This window comes from Amycolatopsis sp. lyj-84 (genome assembly GCF_046549075.1).
GTDB lineage: Bacteria > Actinomycetota > Actinomycetes > Mycobacteriales > Pseudonocardiaceae > Amycolatopsis.
In genome coordinates, this window is record NZ_JAJPWO010000002.1 from 342,143 (window position 1) to 361,611 (window position 19,469).

Annotated in this window: 15 protein-coding genes; 6 read left to right on the top strand and 9 right to left on the bottom strand. The window is 69.0% G+C overall.

Annotation, left to right across the window (positions count from 1 at the left end; translation table 11 throughout):
• Positions 1-42 precede the first annotated feature (42 nt).
• The 3 genes from ACLJRM_RS06615 (at position 43) to ACLJRM_RS06625 (ending at position 4,027) form a co-directional block, all read left to right on the top strand.
• On the top strand, positions 43-1,488 hold the full coding sequence (locus ACLJRM_RS06615; RefSeq protein ID WP_410662576.1) for a cytochrome P450: 1,446 nt from the start codon (positions 43-45) through the stop codon (positions 1,486-1,488).
• Positions 1,489-1,727: 239 nt separating this feature from the next.
• The gene (locus tag ACLJRM_RS06620) at positions 1,728-3,545 is read left to right on the top strand and encodes a putative bifunctional diguanylate cyclase/phosphodiesterase (RefSeq protein ID WP_410662844.1); all 1,818 of its coding nucleotides are present in this window, start codon (positions 1,728-1,730) and stop codon (positions 3,543-3,545) included.
• A 17-nt stretch (positions 3,546-3,562) separates the two neighbouring features.
• Positions 3,563-4,027, top strand: a complete 465-nt coding sequence (locus tag ACLJRM_RS06625; protein ID WP_410662577.1) for a peroxiredoxin — start codon at positions 3,563-3,565, stop codon at positions 4,025-4,027.
• Here ACLJRM_RS06625 and ACLJRM_RS06630 read toward each other — a convergent pair.
• The 4 genes from ACLJRM_RS06630 to ACLJRM_RS06645 all read right to left on the bottom strand — a co-directional run bounded on the left by ACLJRM_RS06630 (position 4,014) and on the right by ACLJRM_RS06645 (position 7,948).
• The gene (locus ACLJRM_RS06630) at positions 4,014-4,544 is read right to left on the bottom strand and encodes a GNAT family N-acetyltransferase (protein WP_410662578.1); all 531 of its coding nucleotides are present in this window, start codon (positions 4,542-4,544) and stop codon (positions 4,014-4,016) included. The two genes, ACLJRM_RS06625 and ACLJRM_RS06630, sit on opposite strands and share 14 nt — an antisense overlap.
• A gap of 127 nt (positions 4,545-4,671) precedes the next feature.
• Positions 4,672-5,871 carry an LCP family protein gene (locus ACLJRM_RS06635; protein WP_101606823.1) on the bottom strand — a complete coding sequence of 400 codons (1,200 nt, stop codon included), beginning with the start codon at positions 5,869-5,871 and terminating at the stop codon, positions 4,672-4,674.
• Between the two features lie 94 nt (positions 5,872-5,965).
• On the bottom strand, positions 5,966-7,228 hold the full coding sequence (locus tag ACLJRM_RS06640; RefSeq protein ID WP_101606822.1) for an SAM-dependent methyltransferase: 1,263 nt from the start codon (positions 7,226-7,228) through the stop codon (positions 5,966-5,968).
• A gap of 24 nt (positions 7,229-7,252) precedes the next feature.
• Complete coding sequence (locus tag ACLJRM_RS06645; protein ID WP_101606821.1) at positions 7,253-7,948, bottom strand: alpha/beta hydrolase; 696 nt, start codon at positions 7,946-7,948, stop codon at positions 7,253-7,255.
• Positions 7,949-8,078: 130 nt separating this feature from the next.
• Here ACLJRM_RS06645 and ACLJRM_RS06650 point away from each other — a divergent pair, with 130 nt between their 5' ends.
• Both ACLJRM_RS06650 and ACLJRM_RS06655 read left to right on the top strand, forming a co-directional pair.
• A complete protein-coding gene (locus ACLJRM_RS06650) occupies positions 8,079-8,807 on the top strand; it encodes a sugar isomerase domain-containing protein (protein ID WP_020637136.1) in 729 nt (242 codons plus the stop codon).
• Between the two features lie 94 nt (positions 8,808-8,901).
• Positions 8,902-10,050 (top strand): serine hydrolase domain-containing protein, encoded by a 1,149-nt coding sequence (locus tag ACLJRM_RS06655; protein ID WP_101606820.1) that lies wholly within the window; start codon positions 8,902-8,904, stop codon positions 10,048-10,050.
• A gap of 75 nt (positions 10,051-10,125) precedes the next feature.
• On the opposite strand, the gene ACLJRM_RS06660 is transcribed toward ACLJRM_RS06655, so the two are convergent.
• The gene (locus ACLJRM_RS06660; RefSeq protein WP_410662579.1) at positions 10,126-11,991 is read right to left on the bottom strand and encodes an ABC transporter ATP-binding protein; all 1,866 of its coding nucleotides are present in this window, start codon (positions 11,989-11,991) and stop codon (positions 10,126-10,128) included.
• 147 nt (positions 11,992-12,138) lie between these two features.
• Here ACLJRM_RS06660 and ACLJRM_RS06665 point away from each other — a divergent pair, with 147 nt between their 5' ends.
• Positions 12,139-13,434: a glycosyltransferase family 87 protein gene (locus ACLJRM_RS06665; RefSeq protein WP_101606818.1), complete on the top strand. Its 1,296-nt coding sequence runs from the start codon at positions 12,139-12,141 to the stop codon at positions 13,432-13,434.
• On the opposite strand, the gene ACLJRM_RS06670 is transcribed toward ACLJRM_RS06665, so the two are convergent.
• The 4 genes from ACLJRM_RS06670 to ACLJRM_RS06685 all read right to left on the bottom strand — a co-directional run bounded on the left by ACLJRM_RS06670 (position 13,435) and on the right by ACLJRM_RS06685 (position 19,429).
• The gene (locus ACLJRM_RS06670; RefSeq protein ID WP_003071237.1) at positions 13,435-13,644 is read right to left on the bottom strand and encodes a helix-turn-helix domain-containing protein; all 210 of its coding nucleotides are present in this window, start codon (positions 13,642-13,644) and stop codon (positions 13,435-13,437) included.
• 178 nt (positions 13,645-13,822) lie between these two features.
• Positions 13,823-15,451: an ABC-F family ATP-binding cassette domain-containing protein gene (locus ACLJRM_RS06675; protein ID WP_101606817.1), complete on the bottom strand. Its 1,629-nt coding sequence runs from the start codon at positions 15,449-15,451 to the stop codon at positions 13,823-13,825.
• A 256-nt stretch (positions 15,452-15,707) separates the two neighbouring features.
• Positions 15,708-16,376, bottom strand: coding sequence for an acVLRF1 family peptidyl-tRNA hydrolase (locus ACLJRM_RS06680; protein WP_101606816.1), 669 nt, complete (start codon positions 16,374-16,376; stop codon positions 15,708-15,710).
• Positions 16,377-16,540: 164 nt separating this feature from the next.
• Complete coding sequence (locus ACLJRM_RS06685) at positions 16,541-19,429, bottom strand: S8 family serine peptidase (RefSeq protein ID WP_410662845.1); 2,889 nt, start codon at positions 19,427-19,429, stop codon at positions 16,541-16,543.
• Positions 19,430-19,469: the final 40 nt, after the last annotated feature.

The window sequence follows — 19,469 nt, forward strand, 5'->3', positions numbered from 1 at the left end:
GATGGTGGGGCGGTAGCCGGTCTCAACGGGGAGATGGTCACCATGGCGAACGCCGTCGAAAAGGTCACCGGGGCACTGCGTGAGCGGGTCCCGCCGCTCACCTCGATCCCCCTGCCGCGTTCGGTCGACCAGCGCTGGCTCGGCGCGACCTGGCCGGTCCGCGAGCTCGCGCCCGCCCCGCCGGGTCTCAAACCCGTCCTCGGCGACGAAGGCCCGCCCGTCATCGGGCACGCGCTGGACTTCATGCGCTTCGGCATCGAGTTCGGCCTCAAGCGCTACGAGACCTATGGCCCGGTGTCGTGGATGGGCGCGTTCGGCCGCCGCATCGTCGCCCTCTCCGGCCCTGAGGCCACCCAGATCGCGCTGGTGAACAAGGACAAGGCCTTCTCCCAGGAGGGCTGGAAGTTCTTCATCGAGCAGTTCTTCGACCGCGGCCTGATGCTGCTCGATTTCGGCGAGCACCATCTGCACCGCCGGATCATGCAGGCGGCGTTCACGCGGCAGCGGCTCACCGGGTACGTCGACCAGATGGGACCGGCCCTGCGCGAAGGCATCGCCACGTGGGCGGACCGGCCGAACCCGCGGATCTACTGGTCCCTCAAGCAACTCACGCTCGACGTCGCGACACGCGTGTTCATGGGCATGCGGTCCGGCGACGACGCGGCCGCGATCAACCGCGCGTTCGTGAATTCCGTGCGCGCGGGCACGGCCATCGTGCGCTTCCCCGTTCCCGGCGGCCGCTGGGCGGCGGGATTGCACGGCCGCAAGGTCCTCGAACGCTACTTCGCGGCGAATCTGCCCGCGAAGCGGCGAAGCGACGGCGAAGACCTCTTCACCGCCTTGTGCCACGCCACCACCGAAGACGGTGACCGCTTCACCGACTCCGACGTCGTCAACCACATGATCTTCCTGATGATGGCCGCGCACGACACGTCGACCATCACCAGCGCCGCCGCCGTCTACCACCTCGCCAAGAACCCCGGGTGGCAGGAACGCGCGCGCCAGGAGTCCCTCGCGCTCGGCGACGACGTACCGGACATCGAGGCACTCGAGACCCTGACCACGCTGGACCTGGTGATCAAGGAATCCTTGCGGCTGGTGGCCCCGGTTCCTTCGCTGGCAAGGAAGACCGTGAAGGACACCGAGGTTCTCGGGCACTTCATTCCCGAAGGGACACTGGTCGGGGTTTCCCCCACCGTCAACCATTTCGCGCCGGAGTTCTGGACCGACCCGATGCGGTTCGACCCGGACCGCTTCGGCGAGGAACGCCGCGAGGACAAGTCGCATCGCTACGCGTGGATGCCGTTCGGCGGCGGCGCGCACAAGTGCATCGGGCTGCATTTCGGGACGTTCGAAGTGAAGGCGCTGCTGCACGAGATGCTGCGGGCGTACCGGTGGTCGGTCCCGGAGGACTACACCGCACGCTGGGATTACGTCTCGCTGCCCGTTCCCGCGGACGGCTTGCCGATCCATTTGGAGACACGCTGAATCCCGACTAAAGGGACATCCACGATCGAGTACTCTTGGTAACCTCTGGTCACCACTCGTGTAGCAGTGATCACCCTTTCAGCCGGTAGACACCCCGTATCGAGCATGATGCCGTGGCACTACTCCCGGTCGGCTCATACCTAGTGTGGGTCCGTGGGCTCGGACACCCGGTCTGAGCTGGCCATAAACCGCGCATGAAGAGGTGAAGTGTGCCTGAGCCTGGTTCCGCGCCAGGGTTGGTGGACGTCGCTCGAAGATGGGCCGCGACGCTCGCTGACACTAAAGGAGTATCGCTTCCCCAGGAGCAACTCGAACGACTCTTGCTCGGCGTCGCCCAGGACGCCGTCCGGACCGAGCCCGACCACAAGCCCGCTCTGCTGCGGTTCTCCAAGCTCTATTCCGCCTCTCCCATCGGGATCGCGCTCGCCGACTCCGACGGCAGGATCGTCGAGGCGAACGTCGCGCTCGGCAAACTCCTCGGCTGCCGCCCCTCGGCGCTGCGCGGGCGGAACATCGCCGACCTCGGCTCGGCCGACCACGACGTCTCCCGGCTGCGGAACGGGCTCTCCCAGCTCATGAAGCTCAGCCAGCCGACCCAGCAGGAACGCCTGCTGCTGGACCACACCGAGGAAGGCGCGCTCTGGGTCGACGTGACCCTGACCGACCTCCCCGGCGACCGGCCCGGCTCGGCGTACCCGGTGCTGATGGTCTCCGACGCCAACGAGATCCACCTGCTGCAGGAACGACTGCTGCACCAGAACGTGCACGACGCGCTGACCGGCCTGCCGAACGCCACCGCGTTCGGCAACGCCCTCGAAACCGCGCTGGCCGGATCCGGCGGCGAGCAGATCGCGCTCGTCTATCTCGACGTCGACGGCTTCAAGGTGATCAACGACGGTCTCGGCGCCGGCGTCGGCGACCAGGTGCTGCGCGGGGTCGCGACCAAACTCAAGGCCGTGTTCTCCGGCAGGCACAACGCTTCCGTCGCCCGGCTGTCCGGCGACGGGTTCGCCGTCCTGCTGCGCGGGGAGTTCACCTCGCCTCAGGTGATCGATCTCGTCGAGCAGGCCCTGGAGGAACTGGTCGAGCCGATCTACCTCGGCGGGCACGGCATCGGGGTCAGCGCGAGCGCCGGCATCGTCGTCCGCCCGGTCGCCGACGGCGGACCGGAGGACCTGCTCAGGGCCGCGGAGATCGCGCTGCACCGCGCCAAGGAGGCAGGCAAGGCGCAGTGGATGCTGTTCGACCCGGAGCTCGACGCGCGTGACCGCGGGCGCTACCAGCTCGGCGCGGTCATCGCGGGCGCGCTGGAGAACGGCGAGTTCTCGCTGATCTACCAGCCGACGGTGAAGCTCGCGAACCCGGACCAGCTGGCCGCGGTGAACGCGGGGCTGCGCTGGACCCACCCGGAGAAGGGCGAACTGGACTCCGACGAGTTCTATCCGCTGGCTCAGATCACCGGGATGACCATCCCGCTCGGCCGGTGGCTGCTGGCGGAATCGCTCGCCGCCACCGCGCGCTGGCGGCAGCGGTTCGGCGACGCGGCACCGGATGTCTGCGTGCGGCTGCCGAACCGGCTGGCCATCGACCCCGATCTGGTGCTGCTGGTCAAGGAGCAGCTCGATCGGCACAGCCTGCCCGCGCAGGCGTTGCGGCTGTGCACCGACCGCGAGTCCGTGCTCGACCCGCGCGGCGAAGTGCTGGACTCCTTCGCCGTGCTGGCCGATCTGGGCGCCCAGCTGGTGCTGACCATCTCCGGTTCGGCCGATCTGGAACTGATCCCGCAGCATCGGCTGCCGGTCCGTCACGTGATCCTGTCCGGCGCGGTGGTCGACGCGCTGGCCGACGGCGAGGACGAGGCCGACGTCCGTCACCTGTGCCAGCTGGTCACCAGGGCCAAGGAGCTGAAACTGCGGATCGGCGCGGAAGGCGTCCGCAGCCACGAACAGGCCGAGCGGCTGCGGCGACACGGCGTCCTCGCGGCACGCGGTTCGTTCGTCGCCGATTCCGCGACCGGGGACGAGGTCGACGAGCTGATCGAACGGCACGCCCACTGACGTGACAGGATCCCGGCATGGACCAAGGTGACATCGCCCCGGACTTCACCCTGCCCGACGACAAGGGCGAGGAGCGCACGCTGTCGGACTTCCTCTCGTCCGGCCCCGTCGTGCTGTTCTTCTACCCCGCCGCGATGACCAGCGGCTGCACCGCCGAGAGCTGCCACTTCCGCGACCTCGCCGCGGAGTTCGCCGATGTCGGCGCGCACCGCGTCGGCATCAGCCCGGACGCCGTCGCCAAACAGCAGGAGTTCTCGGCCAAGCACGGCTTCGACTACCCCCTGCTGTCCGATGTGGACGGTGTGGTGGCGAAACAGTTCGGCGTGTGGCGCAAGTTCAGCCCGCTGCACGCCAAACGGCACACGTTCGTCATCGACACCGACCGCAAGGTGCTCGAAGTGATCAAGAGCGAACTGAAGTTCACCGTGCACGCCGACAAGGCGCTCGCGGCCCTGCACGAACGCAAGTCTAAGGACGCTTGAGCCGCCAGATCCGGTTGACGCCCGCGCAGGCGGGGGCGAACGGCGGCTCGACGGTTTCCTCACCGGTCATCGTGAACCCCAGCCTCGCGGGCACGGCGCCACTCGCGACGTTCTTCTCGTCGTGCCGGATCTCGACCTCCGGCGCGCCGAGCCGGAAGGCCTCGGCGGTCAGCAGCCGCGCGGCCCTCGTCACCAGACCGCGGCCTGTGTGGTGGCGGCTGAGCCAGTAGCCGATCTCGATCCGGTCCGGATGCGTGATCATGCCCGAGGCACCGACGACGTCACCGTCGGCGAAGATCGCGAAGTCGTAGGTCTTGCCTTCGGCCCAGTTGCGCGCGGTGGTTTCGAGGAAGTCGGCGGCTTCTCGGCGACCGTAGCCGTTGGTGGCCCAGATCTGCCAGGCACCGAGGTGCTCGGCTGAATCCCCCGCGACGGCGGCCAGGGTGCCGAGTTGCTCGGGCTTCCAGCGGCGCAGGACGACGACGTCGTCGGCGAGGGTTTCGGCGGGCGCTTCCATCACCCCATGGTGCCTCGCCGTCGCTCCGGACGCCTCCGGTTTTCGGGCCGGTCCAATGCTATGAAAGGCCCGTTACTTGCAAATTTTGCAAGTAACGGGCCTTTCATAGCGTTCGGGACACCACGGATCAGGTGAGGATCGCGCTGTCCGGGATCTCCGTGTCGTTCTTCAAAGCGTCGAAAAGCAGCTTCGACTTGGTCTTGTCCCAGTTCTCCGCCGAGCCGTTGGTCACCGGGACCGTCGTGGTGACGACGCCGCCCGACGAGATCCCGCGCATCGCCAGCGCCAGCCCGACCAGGTTGTGCACGTGGTCGCCCGAATCCATCGTCAGCGCGTCGGGCGCCGTGGACAGCAGCGGGAACAGCGAGAACGGGTTCAGCAGCGTGCCGGGGCTGCCGATCTCGCTGACCAGCGCACCGATGAACTTCCGCTGGTTGGCGACACGGTCGAGGTCCGACCGCGGGGTGGCCTCGCTGTGCCGCATGCGGACGAAGCCGAGCGCCTGCGGGCCCTGGAGGTCCTGACAACCCGCCGGGATCTTGATGCCGGTGAGGGTGTCCTCCATCGGCTTCTCGACGCACATGTTGACCCCGCCGATCGCGTCGACGATCTTGGCGAACCCGCCGAACCCGATCTCGGCGTAGTGGTCGATCCGCAGGCCGGTGGCGCCTTCGACGGTCTGCGCGAGCAGCACGGGGCCGCCGATCGAGAACGCGGCGTTGATCTTGTTCTTGCCGTGCCCCGGGATGGCCACCTGCGAGTCGCGCGGGAGGCTCAGCAGCGTCGGCTTGGTGCTGTTGTCCGGGACGTGCGCGATCATGATGGTGTCGGTCCGCTTGCCGCCGCCGGCGGCCTTGACGTCACCGGTGACGAGCTTTTCCTGCTCCTCCGGGGTCAGCCCGTCCCGGCTGTCGGAGCCCACGATCAGCCAGTTGGTGCCTTCGGCCGCGACGGGGCGGCCGGAGTAGTCGGCCAGCGCGTCGACGCGGTTGATGGAGAACTCCAGGTACACCCACACACCGGCGAGGAACACCACGAACACGGTCAGCAACGTGACCAGCACCTTGCCGAAGCCGAAGCGCTTGCGTCGCCGCGGCGGGCGCGCGCCGTCCATCGGGCGGCCCGGAGGGGGCCCCGGACGGCGCGGTGGCGGACCGGCGGGGCGCTCGGCGCCTCCGTGCCCCATGGGCGCCGTCCGTTCGTCGTACGGGCTGCTCCCCCGGCCCGGCAGGGGCATCATCTGCGCGGGCTGGTGCCGCCGGGGGCGGCCGGACGGCGGCCGCTGTGGCGGCATCCGTCGCCCTCGGTCGTCGCCTCCATACGTCATGCCGAATCACCCGTCCCGATTTCGCGTGTGGGGCCCAGTCAACCGCAGACCCTAAGTGAAGGACGTGCGGCACCCCGCATCGGTTGGGTGGCGTTCACCGCCCGTCGTCGGCGAAGCCGAACTGGTGGACCTTGAGATACCCCGAACGGAACCCCGCTTCGGAATACGCCAGGTAGAACTCCCACATCCGCTTGAAGACGTCGTCGAAGCCCAGTTCGGTGATTTCGTCCCACCGATGAGTGAACCTCTCCCGCCACAGCCGCAACGTGTGCGCGTAGTCCTGGCCGAACTCGCGCACTCCCTGCAGTTTCAGCCGGGTGTGGTCCAGCATGCCCTGTTCGACCGAGGTGGTCGACGGGATGAGCCCGCCGGGGAAGATGTACTTGTGCACCCACGTGTACGAACGGGCCGCGGCGAGCATGCGTTCGTGGTCCATGGTGATGGCCTGGAGCCCGAACCGGCCGCCCGGCTTGAGCCGCTTCCCGATGGTCTCGAAGAACGTCGGCCAGTACGACTCTCCGACCGCCTCGATCATCTCGACGCTCACCACCGCGTCGTATTCGCCACTGGAGTCGCGGTAGTCGCACAGCCGGACGTCGACCCGGTCGGCGTAGCCCGCCGCGGCGATGCGTTCGGTCGCCAGCGCCGCCTGTTCCTCGGAAATGGTCAGTGACGTCACCCTGGCCCCGCGCGCGGCCGCCCGGATCGAGAGTTCGCCCCAGCCGGTGCCGATCTCGAGCACCGTGCTGCCTTCGCGGACCCCGGCGTAGTCGAGGACGCTGTCGATCTTGCGGTGCTGGGCGGTGGTGAGATCGTCGTCGGGGCCGAACAGCGCCGACGAATACATCATCGACGGGTCGAGGAACGCGCCGAAAAGGTCGTTGGAAAGGTCGTAGTGGCGATGGATGTTCGCCCGCGATCCCTCGATGGTGTTCTCCTCGTCCGCGGGGTGGCCGCGGTCGACGAACCGGCGGAACCGTTGCAGCAGCGGCGGGATGAGCGTCGCCATCCGCTCCGCGAACGGGGTCAGCACCTCGGCGAGCGCGTCGCTCGTCCAGTCGCCGACCATGTAGGCCTCGCCGAAGCCGATCTTCGCGTCGACACCGAGGCGGTGGAAAAGGGCGGCGGGACGGTTGATGCGCATCTCGGGCGCGTCCGGACCGCCGGAGCCGAGCTGGGAACCGTCGGGCATCCGCACCCGGACGTTCAGCGGATGCACCGCACGGCGGAACAGCTGTTCGGCGATCCGCGCGCGGAACGGCGAATGCGGTGGGACGGCCAATCCCGGCCACCGTGACTCGTCGGGGGTGGGCAGACCGGACGGGCCTGCGGTCCGATCGATGCTTGACGTGGACATAAAAGGTGCTCCCTCCCGCCCGGTCTAGACCGGGATCCGCAGCCGCTCGGAGCTCGGCCGGTCCCAGGCCGCGCTCAGCGTTTCGTCGTTTCCCCCGGCTTCGATGAGCTCGAGGGTGAAAGCCCGTACGAGACGGTTCCAGACGCGAAACCTTCGTAGCATCGCGTGCCCTTCCCCGCCGATCTCGAATCGCGCGGAACGCGATGTCACCTTTTCGGCGCGTTCCGCGAAAGCGTGTGATGCCACCGGATCGGTCATCCGGTCCTTGGTCCCGTGCGCGATGAGCACGGCACGACCGCGGACGGCGCCGATGGGTTCACCCGGTGGTGTCCACGGTGCCAGCGCGCAGACCCCGGCGACGGCCGGATCGTCGGCGACGCGCAGGGCGACCCGCCCGCCCATCGAATGGCCGACGAGGACCACGGGTGCGCCCGGATGGTCTTCGCGGATCCGCTCCAAGGCCCAGCGCGCGTCGGCGAGCGCGTCGGTGCCGTGGTCGTTCCACCCGTAGACGCGGTTGCGCAGGAGCCGGACCTCGACCCCGTGCTCTTTGCCCGCCCGGTGGACGTCTTTCGCCAGCGGAACCATCCGCTGGTACGCCAGCCGCCACGGCGCCACGCGGGCATGACTGTGCTCCGCGCCGCCGTGCAGGACCAGCACCACGGCTTTCGCCTGGCCGCGTGCTCGCCAAGTCCGCACCGCGGGATCAGCCTCGCTCACCCTGGACCCTCCAGTCTCCGAAACCCGGCCGCAGCGATCGGGTCAACCTCGATCATGACCCGATGTATTCCACTTCGGCCATTGGTCCACGCGATACATTCGTCGCTGATCTCCAGACGGAAGGGCGGATGTGGTGAGCACCACCGAACGTTATGCAGACGTCGCCGAACGGCTCGCGGAGGCCGAACGGGGTAACGCGGAGCAGATCCGGAAGTCGGCCGAACTGATCCTCGGGGTCATCCGGGCCGACGCCCTGGTGTTCACCGCCGGAGCGGGTCATTCGCTGGCCGCGGTCGCCGAGACCTTCTACCGCGCGGGCGGCCTCGCCTGCGTGTACCCGGTCTACCACCCCGAGCTGCTACCGCTGCACGGCGCGCAGCACAGCACCAAGACCGAACGCCGCTCCGGGCTCGCCGAGGAGGTACTGGCCGAACGCGCGCCGGGGCCGGACGACCTGCTGGTGGTGTTCTCGACCTCGGGCGTGAACCCGTACCCGGTCGAACTGGCCGCCGGTGCCCGCGCTCGCGGCGCCTCGGTCATCGCGGTGAGCTCGGCCGCGTCCGTGGCCGCGGCACCGAAGCGCGCGGCGACGACGCTGATCGAAGAAGCCAGCATCGTGCTCGACTCCCACGTGCGTCCCGGCGACTCGAGCTACCCGCCGGAGGCACCCCGGACCGCGCCACTGTCCACGGTGATCAACGCCTTCCTGTGGAACCTGGTGCTCGCCGAGGTCGTGGACCTCGGCGCGGCACAGGGGGTCGACATCCCGCTGTGGCGCAGTTCCAACGTGGACGGTGGCGACGAGGCCAACGCCGCGTTGCTCGCCAAGTACGGCGCGCGGGTTCCCGCCCTCCGGTAGCCGAGGCCCGCGCGGACGAGCCCCTTGACTCGTCCGCGCGGCCCTTCTACGGTTACATACCGACCGGTCGGTGTCCGCAGGAGGTCCCGTGTCCATGACCGAGATCCACGGTGAATGCGCGGCGGGCTTCGAACCCGTCCGAGCCGCCTTCGAAGAGAACTTCGCGCTGCGCGACGAGCTCGGCGCGGCGTTCTCGGTGACGCATCGCGGCGAGACCGTCGTCGATCTCCGGGCGGGCTGGGCGGATCCGGACCGGACGACCCCGTGGCGGGCGGACACGCTCACCAACGTCTGGTCGACCACCAAGGGCATGACCGCGCTCTGCGCGCATCACCTCGCCGACGCCGGCCTTCTCGACCTCGACGCACCGGTCGCCGGGTACTGGCCGGAGTTCGCGGCGGCGGGCAAGCGCGACATCCCCGTGCGCTGGCTGCTCTCGCACCGCTCCGGCGTGACCGGAGTCGGCCTCGATCGGCAGGTGACCGTCAAAGAACTGTACGACTGGGACCACATCACCGGCCTGCTCGCCGCGCAGGCGCCGCTCTTCGAACCCGGCACGGCCAGCGGCTACCACGCGCTTTCGTTCGGCTTCCTCGTCGGCGAGGTGATCCGCCGGGTCAGCGGGCAGGACGTCCGCGCGTACTTCGCCGAGCACGTCGCCGGTCCGCTGGACGCGGACTTCCAGATCGGCCTGGCCGCCGACGACGACCTCGCACGCTGCTCCACCCTCGTCGAACCCGTGCTCAGCGCCGAGATGAAGACGTCGCTGACGCAGGCGTTCGCCAACGCCGGCCCGGCCGCCCTCGCGGCGCTGGCGAACCCGCGCGTCCAGGGCCGCGACGCCAACGACCCCGAGTGGCGGCGCGCGATCCTGCCCGCGCTGAACGGGCACGGCACCGCCCGGGCCATCGCGACGATCTACGGCGCTCTCGCCTCGGGGCGACTGCTCTCGGACCAGGCCCTCGCGACAGCCCGCGAAGGGCAGGGGCGCGAGGCCGACCTCGTCGGCGGGCTCGGCAACGAATGGGCACTGGGGTTCTACCTCGGCAGCGAGGAACGCGGCTTCGGGCCGAACCCGAACGCTTTCGGACACGACGGGCTCGGTGGCTCGTCCGGCGGCGCGGATCCCGAGAGCGGGATCGCGTTCGGCTACACGATGAACAGGATGGGCCCGCTCCTGCGCGACGATCCGCGCAAGATGGCCTTGGTGAACGCGACCTTCGCTTCACCCGCGCTCGCCTGATCTCCCCTCGCGGCGTGCTAGGAAAGGCCCGTTCCTTGCAAATTTTGCAAGGAACGGGCCTTTCCTAGCATCCGGTCACGCCACCGCAGGCTCCTCCGAGAACTGCGTCAGGTACAGCGCCGCGTAGCGCCCTTCACGCGCGAGAAGCTCCTCGTGCGTCCCCCGCTCGACGATCTCCCCGTACTCGATCACCAGGATCTGGTCCGCCGCCCGCACCGTCGACAGCCGGTGCGCGATGACCAGCGCGGTCCGCCCGTCCAGCGCGTCGGTCAGCGCCTCGCCGACGGCCGCCTCGGACTGCGAGTCCAGATGCGCCGTCGCCTCGTCGAGGACCACGACCCTCGGCTGCGCCAGCAGGAGCCGCGCGATGGTCAGCCGTTGCCGTTCGCCGCCGGAGAGCCGGTAGCCCCGCTCCCCCACGACGGTCTCCAGCCCGTCCGGCAGCTCCCGGATCAGCTCGGCCAGCCGGGCACGGTCCAGCGCCGACCAGATCTCCTCGTCGGTGACACCGGGCCGCGCGTACTCGAGGTTCGCCCGGATCGTCTCGTGGAAGAGGTGCCCGTCCTGGGTCACCACACCGACGGTTTCCCGCAGCGAGGCGAAACTCAGCTCTCGGACGTCCACATCGGACAGCCGGACCGACCCGGCGTCGGCGTCGTAGAGCCGCGGCAGCAGCGAGGCGATCGTCGACTTGCCCGCACCGGAAGAACCGACCAGCGCCACCATCTGCCCGGGTTCGGCGCGGAAGGTGATGCCGTGCAGCACCTCGTCACCGCCCCGGTGATCCAAAGTGGACACGTCCTCCAGCGACGCCAGTGAGTACCGGTCCGCCGCGGGGTAGCCGAACCGGACGTCGGAGAACTCCACCGACACCGGACCGTCGGGCACGCGACGCGGCTCGGGCTTCTCTTCGATCATCGGCTTGAGGTCGAGCACCTCGAAGACCCGCTCGAACGACACCAGCGCGGTCATCACGTCCACCCGGACGTTCGCCAGCGCGGTCAGCGGCGAGTACAGCCTGGTCAGCAGCAACGCCAGCGCCACGACGGTGCCCGGCGCGAGCGCCCCGGTCAGCGCGAGGTAGCCGCCCAGCCCGTAGACCAGGGCCTGCGCCAGCGCGGAGACCGTGGTCAGGCTGGTCAGGAACCAGCGCGTCAGCATCGCCGTCCGCACTCCGATATCGCGCACCCGCCCGGCCCGCGCGCCGAAGTCGCCGACTTCCCGTCCCGGGTCGCCGAAGAGCTTCACCAGCGTGGCGCCCGGCGCGGAGAACCGCTCGGTCATCTGCGTGGTCATCGACGCGTTGAGCTGCCCGGCCTCGCGCTGCAGTCCGGCCATCTTCCGGCCGAGTCGCCGCGTCGGCAGGATGAACACCGGCAGCAGTACCAGCGCGAGCAGGGTGACCTGCCAGGACAGCGTCATCATGACCACCAGCGACAGCACGAGCTGGATCACGTTGGTGACCAAACCGGACAGTGTCGCGGTGAACGTGCGCTGCGCACCGATGACGTCGTTGTTGAGCCTGCTCACCAGCGCGCCGGTGCGAGTGCGCGTGAAGAACGCGACCGGCATCCGCTGCACGTGCCGGTACACCGCGACCCGCAGGTCGAGGATGATCCCTTCGCCGATCCGCGACGACTGCGCCCGTTCCACCAGCCCGAGCCCGGCGTCGATCAGCGCCAGCGCGGCGATCACCACGGCCAGCCACACCACCAGCGAGACGTCGTGGCCGCCGATGATCGCGTCGACCACCTTCCCGGCCAGCACCGGCGTGCTCACCGCCAGCACCGCCGAGACGATGGTGAGCGCCAGGAATATCAGCAACCTCCGCCAGTGCGGCCTGGCGAACCTCGCGACGCGGCGGAGCGTCCCCTTGTGCAGCCCTTTCGGAACGTCAGCCGACTTCATCGCCGAGTTCATCAGCGTCCAGGTGTTGTCCATGATTCTCTCTCCTCGCCCCCACCAAACCTCGACATTGGTCGAGATTTTTCCCGGATATAACCAGCACTAACACCGAAGAACACCGGATGCTTCCCGGTTTCCGCGTCCTCTTTTCGGCGGGCACGGCCTCGTCGGTAGCCTGAGCCGGTGACCAAGGACTCGCGACAGCTGACCATCGACTTGGTCTTCTACGCCGGCTGCCTGATCTTCGCCGGGCTGAACACGGCCGTCGCGGAGTTCTACGGGTACCGCGTGTGGGCCAATTTCGCTGTCGCAGGTTACGGCCTCGCGGTGGTCCACACCAGCTGGCTGATGATCGCCGCCCGCCGCGGCAAGCGGCCGCCCGGCGCACTCGGCTCTCGGTGGGTAGGTATCGGGGCCATCGGGCTGTTCGCGATGATCCTTCCCTTGGGAATGCTCGTCATTCGCCGTCTGACCGGAGTGGACTGGCTCATCACGCCGGTCTCGTGGGCGGCCCAGCCCGAGGTCTGGGTGATCGAGCGGTCGGCGAAACTCCTTCTGGAGAACGGAACCCCGTACGTCGATGTGACCGCTCTCGGTCGCGCGGCGGAAGTAAACGATTACACACCATACGGTCCGGTGATGACCGTCTTCGGCCTGCCGCGCGCATTGTTCGGCGGAGGGCCGGTGGCCGACGCCCTGACCGACGCACGCTGGATGTTCGCGCTGACGGCCGTCGCATGTGTACTGCTGACGCTGCGGCTGCTGAAGTGGCCGACAATCCCGGTGAGCGCCGCACAACTCGCCCTGGCCTGCCCGCTGACCGCGCTGACCTGGGCCGTGGCGGGCCCGGACCTGGCCATCGTGGGCCTGCTGGTGCTGTCCTTCGCGCTGGCCACGAGCGGACGCGCGGTCCTGTCGGGTCTCGTGCTGGCGCTGGTGATCAGCGCGAAACTCATCGTCGCGCCCGCGGTGGTCGTGCTGGGTGTCCTGCTGCTCACGCGGCGTGGTCCTCGCGCACTGGGCGGATTCGCCGCGGCACTCGTGGTGACGACCCTGGTCCTGCACTTGCCGGTCTATCTCGTGGACCCGAAGGCGTTCGTCGAGCACGTCTTCCGGTTCCCACTGGGAATGGGCGTGGTCGAGTCACCCGCGGCGAGCCCGTTGCCCGGGCGCCTCATCGCCTCACTCGGCCTTGTCGGCACGGCGATTTCCTTCGCCCTGCTCGGGATCGCGGCCGTCGCGATCCTGATCTGGCTGATCCGCCGACCTCCCACGACCGGCTCGGACGCGCTGTTGCGCATGGCCGTCGGACTCGGCGCGCTGATCCTGCTCACCCCGGCGACGAGGTACGGCTACCTGGTGTATCCGCTGGTCCTGCTCGGTGCCAGGCTGGCCTTCGCCGCCAGTGAATCGTCTGAAACAGCGGTCCCCGGTAAGGGAACTGCGCCCCCCGCGCAGCAGTCCGCTACTTCTTCGTGACTACTTCTTCTTGACCCTGGTGGCACCACCACGACCACGCAGCTGGACGCCGGATTCCGAGAGAACCCGGTGCACGAACCCGTACGAGCGACCCGTCGACTCCGCGAGGGCGCGGATGCTCGAGCCCTTCTCGTATTTCTTCTTCAGGTCAGCGGCCAGCTTGTCACGCGTGTTGCCGGTGATCCGCGCGCCTTTCTTGAGATCAGCCACGTCGATCGCCTTCCCGCCGAGAGTGTTCTGGGCCACATAGCGGCCCCTGTCGCCGCAATGATCGAACACTGAGCGCCGGAATGCCAGACGACGAGCGCAAAACTGCTGAAACCGCGATCACATTGGGCCATTTCAGTGGCCGGATGGCATCGATCAAGCACCCGAACGGACGCAGAGCTCACGCAAGCTGGACAAGTTCCAGATAATCGGCGGACCAATGGTCCTCGGTTCCGTCCGGCAGCAGGATCACGCGTTCCGGCTCCAGCGCCTCGACCGCGCCCGGGTCGTGCGTCACCAGGACGACGGCCCCGGCGAAGCTGCGCAAAGCGTCCAGGACCTGGGCACGGCTGGCCGGATCGAGGTTGTTCGTCGGCTCGTCGAGCAGCAAAACGTTGGCAGCGCTGGACACCAGACCGGCGAGCGCGAGCCGCGTCTTCTCACCGCCGGAGAGCGTGCCGGCGGTCTGATCGAGCTGCTCGCCGGTGAAGAGGAACGACCCGAGAAGGTTCCGCAGCTCTTGCGCTCCGGTGTCCGGCGCGAGGTGACGGATATTTTCCCACACGGAAGCGTCGTGGTCGAGCGTTTCATGTTCCTGTGCGTAATAGCCCAAACGCAATCCGTGACCCGGAATGGTCTCCCCGGTATCCGGAGTTTCCATTCCGCCGAGCAGCCGGAGCAAAGTCGTCTTTCCGGCACCGTTCAATCCGAGTACGACGACCTTCGAACCGCGGTCGATCGCGAGGTCGACTCCGGTGAAGATCTCGAGCGAACCGTAGGACTTCGAAAGCCCCTCCGCGGTGAGCGGGGTCCGGCCGCACGGCGCGGGCTCGGGGAACTTGATCCGGGCGACCTTGTCGGCCTGGCGGGTCTCGTCGAGCGCGGACAGCATCTGCTCGGCGCGGCGGGCCATGTTCTTGGCGGCCACCGCTTTCGTCGCCTTCGCACCGAGTTTCGCGGCCTGCTGCTGCAGCGTGGCCGCCTTCTTCTCGGCGTTCGCACGCTCGCGGCGGCGGCGCTTCTCGTCGGTGGCCCGCGCGTCGAGGTAGCGCTGCCAGCCCATGTTGTACAGGTCCAGCTCGCTGCGGGTCGCGTCGAGGAACCACACCTTGTTGACCACGTCGCCGAGCAGTTCGACGTCGTGGCTGATCACCACGAGACCGCCGTCGTGCTGCTTCAGGAACCCGCGCAGCCAGTTGATGGAGTCGGCGTCGAGGTGGTTGGTGGGCTCGTCGAGCAGCAGGATCGTCTCGGACTTGCCGCCGGCGCCCGCCTCGGCGGCGGCGAACAGGATCCGGGCCAGCTCCACTCGGCGGCGCTGTCCACCCGAGAGGGTCTGCAGCGTCTGCGCGAGCACGCGGTCGGCGAGGCCGAGGTTGGAGCAGATCCGCGCTGCCTCGCTCTCGGCGGCGTACCCACCGAGTGAGGCGAAGCGCTCCTCGAGACGGCTGTAGCGGTTGATCGCCTTGTCGCGCTCCTTGTCGTCCACCAGCTCCGACATCGCGGTCTGCGCCTTTTCCATGTTGCGCATCAACGAGTCGAGGCCCCGGGCGGAGAGCACGCGGTCCTTCGCGGTGACGGACAGGTCGCCCTCACGCGGATCCTGCGGCAGGTAGCCGAGCTCACTGCTGCGGCGGACCTCGCCGGCGTGCGGCTCGCCCTCCCCCGCCAGCACCTTGAGCGAGGTGGTCTTGCCGGCGCCGTTGCGGCCGACCAGGCCGATCCGGTCGCCCTGCTGGATGCGGACGTTGGTTTCGTCGAGCAGAATGCGCGAGCCGGCGCGCAGCTGCAGGCCAGAGGCCGTGATCACGGGAACTCCCGGTAAAAGGGGGTGGATGAGTGGACAGCTTCGACTCGCCTGCCGATGGGCAGGCGAGGAGCTCACTCCAAGAGGATGTCCACGCGATCAGTGTACGGGCCGGTGTCGAGCGGATTTATCCGACCGTGCCCGACGTCACGACCCGGAGCTGAAGGACGCTTTCCCCGCATGCGATGCGGTGAAGGACGCTTTCCCTGCATCACATGCGGGGAAAGGAGCCTTCAGCCGTCCTTCGACGTGCCCGACGTCACGGTCCGTGCAGCGTGATCTCCACCGCGACGGCCCGTTCGGCCGCGTCGTCGAGCACCGTCCGGCGCGGTTCGGCGATGTCGAGAACGCGAGGTTCGGCACGGTCGAACAACGGCGCCAGCCGCCGGTCCTCACGCAGTGTTTCCAGTGCCCGCCGGTCACCGCCGAGAATGACGGCGTCCACTTCGGACAGTTGAGGCACGAGCACTTCGTAGGCGTCCTCGGCGGCGGACCGGAGCGCGACGCGCGCCTGCCCTTCCCGGCGTCGCGCGAAGCGTTGTTGCGACCAGCCGCCCGCCGCGGATCGACCTTGGACGAGATGGCGGTCCGTCCTGGACTGGACGACCACTCCCCCGCGCGTGATCCCGACACTGTGGCCACCGCGCCGCACCAACAGGAGCGCGATCCTCCGCGAGATCAGGGCGTGGTCGACGAGCGGCCCGATGGCCAGTCCGGTCACGGTCCCCTCGGCCTCCAACGGTCCGAAAGGGACGGTCGCGACGGCGACGACGCCGTTGTGCGCGGTGACTTTGACGGTGTCGGGGCTCAGTTCAGTCTCGCGGACGCCTTCGTTGCGGACGGCGAAGCGGGCGTACCAGCCTTCGAGGCGGTCTGGGGCGACTTCGACCGCCCTGCCGCCTCCGGCTACCTGCCGCTCCTTCGCCATGGGCTCAACCTACGCATTCCGCCACGTGTTCGCCCTCCAATCACGCGTGTTCCGCCTCCAAGCACGCGAAATCGCCCTTTGCCTGGGGCCGGGTGCAGGGGCCGTGAAGGCCCCTTCCCTCAGCTCAGCCGAGGAAGGGGGCCTTCACGCGCATGACGAGACGACTAGACCGGCTTCACCGGCCCCTTGCCGACCGACTTCCCGACGCCCGCGGGCCGCTCAGCCACCCCGGGCTGAACGTAACCGTTGAGGTGCAAGGAGATCGAGCGGATCGACCCGGTGTCGCCACCGGCGACGTCCACCGCGGTGAACTTCCAGACACCGTCGGCCGCCGTACCGGTGGTCAGGCCGCCGAGCGCCTGAACCGGCTTGTAGGTGCCGGTGAACGGGGCGTTCGCCGCGGACACCGAGCTGAACAGAGCGGCCGCGGTGTCGGCGAAGACGACCTGGCAGAGGTTGTTGCCCCCGGCGCCGCCTCGCTGGAACACGGTCGCCTTGGCGCCCGAGGGCGCGGTCAGCGTGCCGACCAGGTCACCGACGTACGAGTGGTTGATGCCCACCGTGGCCGAGGTCTGGTCGGTGTTGCACGTGGCTCCGTCGATCGAGAACGTCAGCTTCGACGCGCGCCCGACACCGCTCACCGTGATCGGCACGGTCGCGCCGGTCGGATCGCTGTCCGGGATCGCCACCGCGTCACCGGCGTAGGCGAAGTCCCGCGTCACCGGCGACGGCGTGCCGACCGGCAGCGAGAACGTCGACGTGGTCGGCGAGAACGAACCCGCGAACGTCACGCGCGCGTTCAGCACCACCGGCACACCCAGTTCCTGCGTGGCGGGAACGGTGATGGTGAAGTCGTTCACGCCGGTCTGGCCGGGGCTGATCGTGCCGTACGACTTCGACCGCGGCGCCACCGTGACACCGGGGGTCGGGCTGCTGAGCACGACGCTGGTCGACGACGCGACACCGTCACCGCGGTTGGTCACCGGCAGGGTCACCTTGGCGGTGTCGCCCGGGTCGAGCGCGGAACCGCCGTCGGCCGGGGTGACCGTCGGCTGGCCCGCGGTCGCGAGCGGCTGCGGGCTGGCACCTGTGTACGCGAGCACCTTGTCGGCGAGGATGACGCCCGCGCCGCTGGAGGGGTCACGGCCCGGGGCCAGGATGTCGACGGCGGTGTTGATCAGCGCCTCGCGCACGTCGGCCGGGGGCAGCCCTGGGTTGCCCGAGAGCACCAGGCCCGCGATCGCGGCGGCGTGCGGCGCGGCGGCCGACGTGCCGTAGAACGTGGTGAAGCCGGTGACGCTGGTGGAGACGCCGTCGGCCGCGGTGATGTCCGGCTTGGCGCGGACCTCACCACCGGTCCCGGACACGTTGCCGGGGGTGATCGGCGTGCCGTCGGCCTGGTAGAACATCCGCCGCGGACCGTCCGAAGTGAACCGTTCGACCTTGGTGGTCGCGCCGAAGGCACCGGGGAACGGGCCCGCCGGGTTGGCCGGGTCGCCCGGTTCGAGGGCACGCGGGAACGCCTTGGCCGCCGGGGCCGCCGCGACGCTGAACGCGTCCCGCGCCGCCGAGTGGCCCACGGTCACGCCGGGCTTGGTGTAGGCCTTCAGGCCGTCGGCCGAGTCGGAGAAGCGACCGCGCAGCGCGGACAGCGACAGGTAGCGGCCCTCACCGGAGAACTTGACGATGGCCAGCCGCAGCCCGGCACCGCCGCCCGCGGGGGTGTCCACCCGCTCGTAGGCGTCCTGGGTCCCGGTCTGGACGTCCTGGCTGAAGTCGACGACGTTGCCCGCCGCGTTCAGCAGGTACAGGTCGTAGTCGTTGTTCGAGCGGCCCAGCGGGTCCGACCAGAACAGCGTGACCGGCACCGCGGGCGACGCGCTCGAAATCGGCTGGAAGATCTGGTTGCCCGCGGCACCGGCGAAGTTGTGCGCGGTACCGGCGAACTTGCCGACGCCCTTGCCGGAGTCGACGAAGTCGCCTTCCCAGTGGCCCGAGGTGCCGTCGGCGACGTTGCCCTCGTTACCGGCCGAGGAGAAGTACAGCGCGCCGTTGGCGGTCACGTCGTTCACGGCCTGGGCGATGATCCAGTCCTGGAACGGCGATTCCTTGAAGTACAGGACGTCGTCGACGATCACGTCGCAGTGCGCGTCGAAGCGCAGTTTGCGGATGTTGTCGGCGAAACTGGCGTCGGAGTTGAACGCGCTGGCGAAACCGAGCGACGCGTTCGGCGCGAGATCGTGGATGATCTCGAGCATCGCGGTGCCCTCGTCGCCGTCACCCTCCTGGCCGGGGATCACGTCGACGCCCGCCGGGAGTTCGCCGCGCGCCTGCGAGGTCGCGAGCGAGTCGATGCCGTCGGACAGCGCGCAGATCTTGGTGCCCACCCCGGTGACGCCGAACTGCTGGCGCGCGGTGTCGGCGTTGTGCGCGCGGTCGCCTTCGCTGTTGATCGGCCCGGCGGCGATGCCGACCTGACCCTTGGCCTCGACGGCCTTCTTCAGCTCGTCCGCGATCCGGGCGGCCTTCTCTTCCTTGCTTTCCCGCTTCGCCTGGTTGCCCGCGGCGGAGGGCTCGGCGAGCTGGCGGGCGGTGAACGCCTCGTTGGCGGTTTCGACCTTCTTGACGTCCTCGCGGCCCGCGATCGCCGCGACCGCGTTCAGCGGCACTTCGGCGCGGATGCTGCCGTAGTGCTCGGAAACCGCGCGAATCCCCGCACCGGATTCACGCAAGCTCTTCAGGAGTCCTTCGGAGACCTGGCCCCGGATGTCCACGAGCACGGTGCCGGCCGCGGAGACATTCGCCCCAGACCCCAGTGCGGGAACCGCGGAGGCCGACATGCGCTGAGCGCGGAGTTTCTGTTCGACGAGCAGTCGGCTGTCCACTTTGGACTCGCCGGTCTGCTGCCCCTTCTTGATCGACTGCAGGGCCTCGATCTGCCGGACGGTGTTCTCCGAGAACGCGTCCGGGGATTGGGTGGTTTCCGCCGCCGAGACGGGCGGGCCGACCAGGCCGAGCGCGGTGACGAGCGCCGCGGTGCCTGCGGTCAGGATCGTTCTTCTTCTCCTGCTAGAACGGGTTGGACGCACGTGC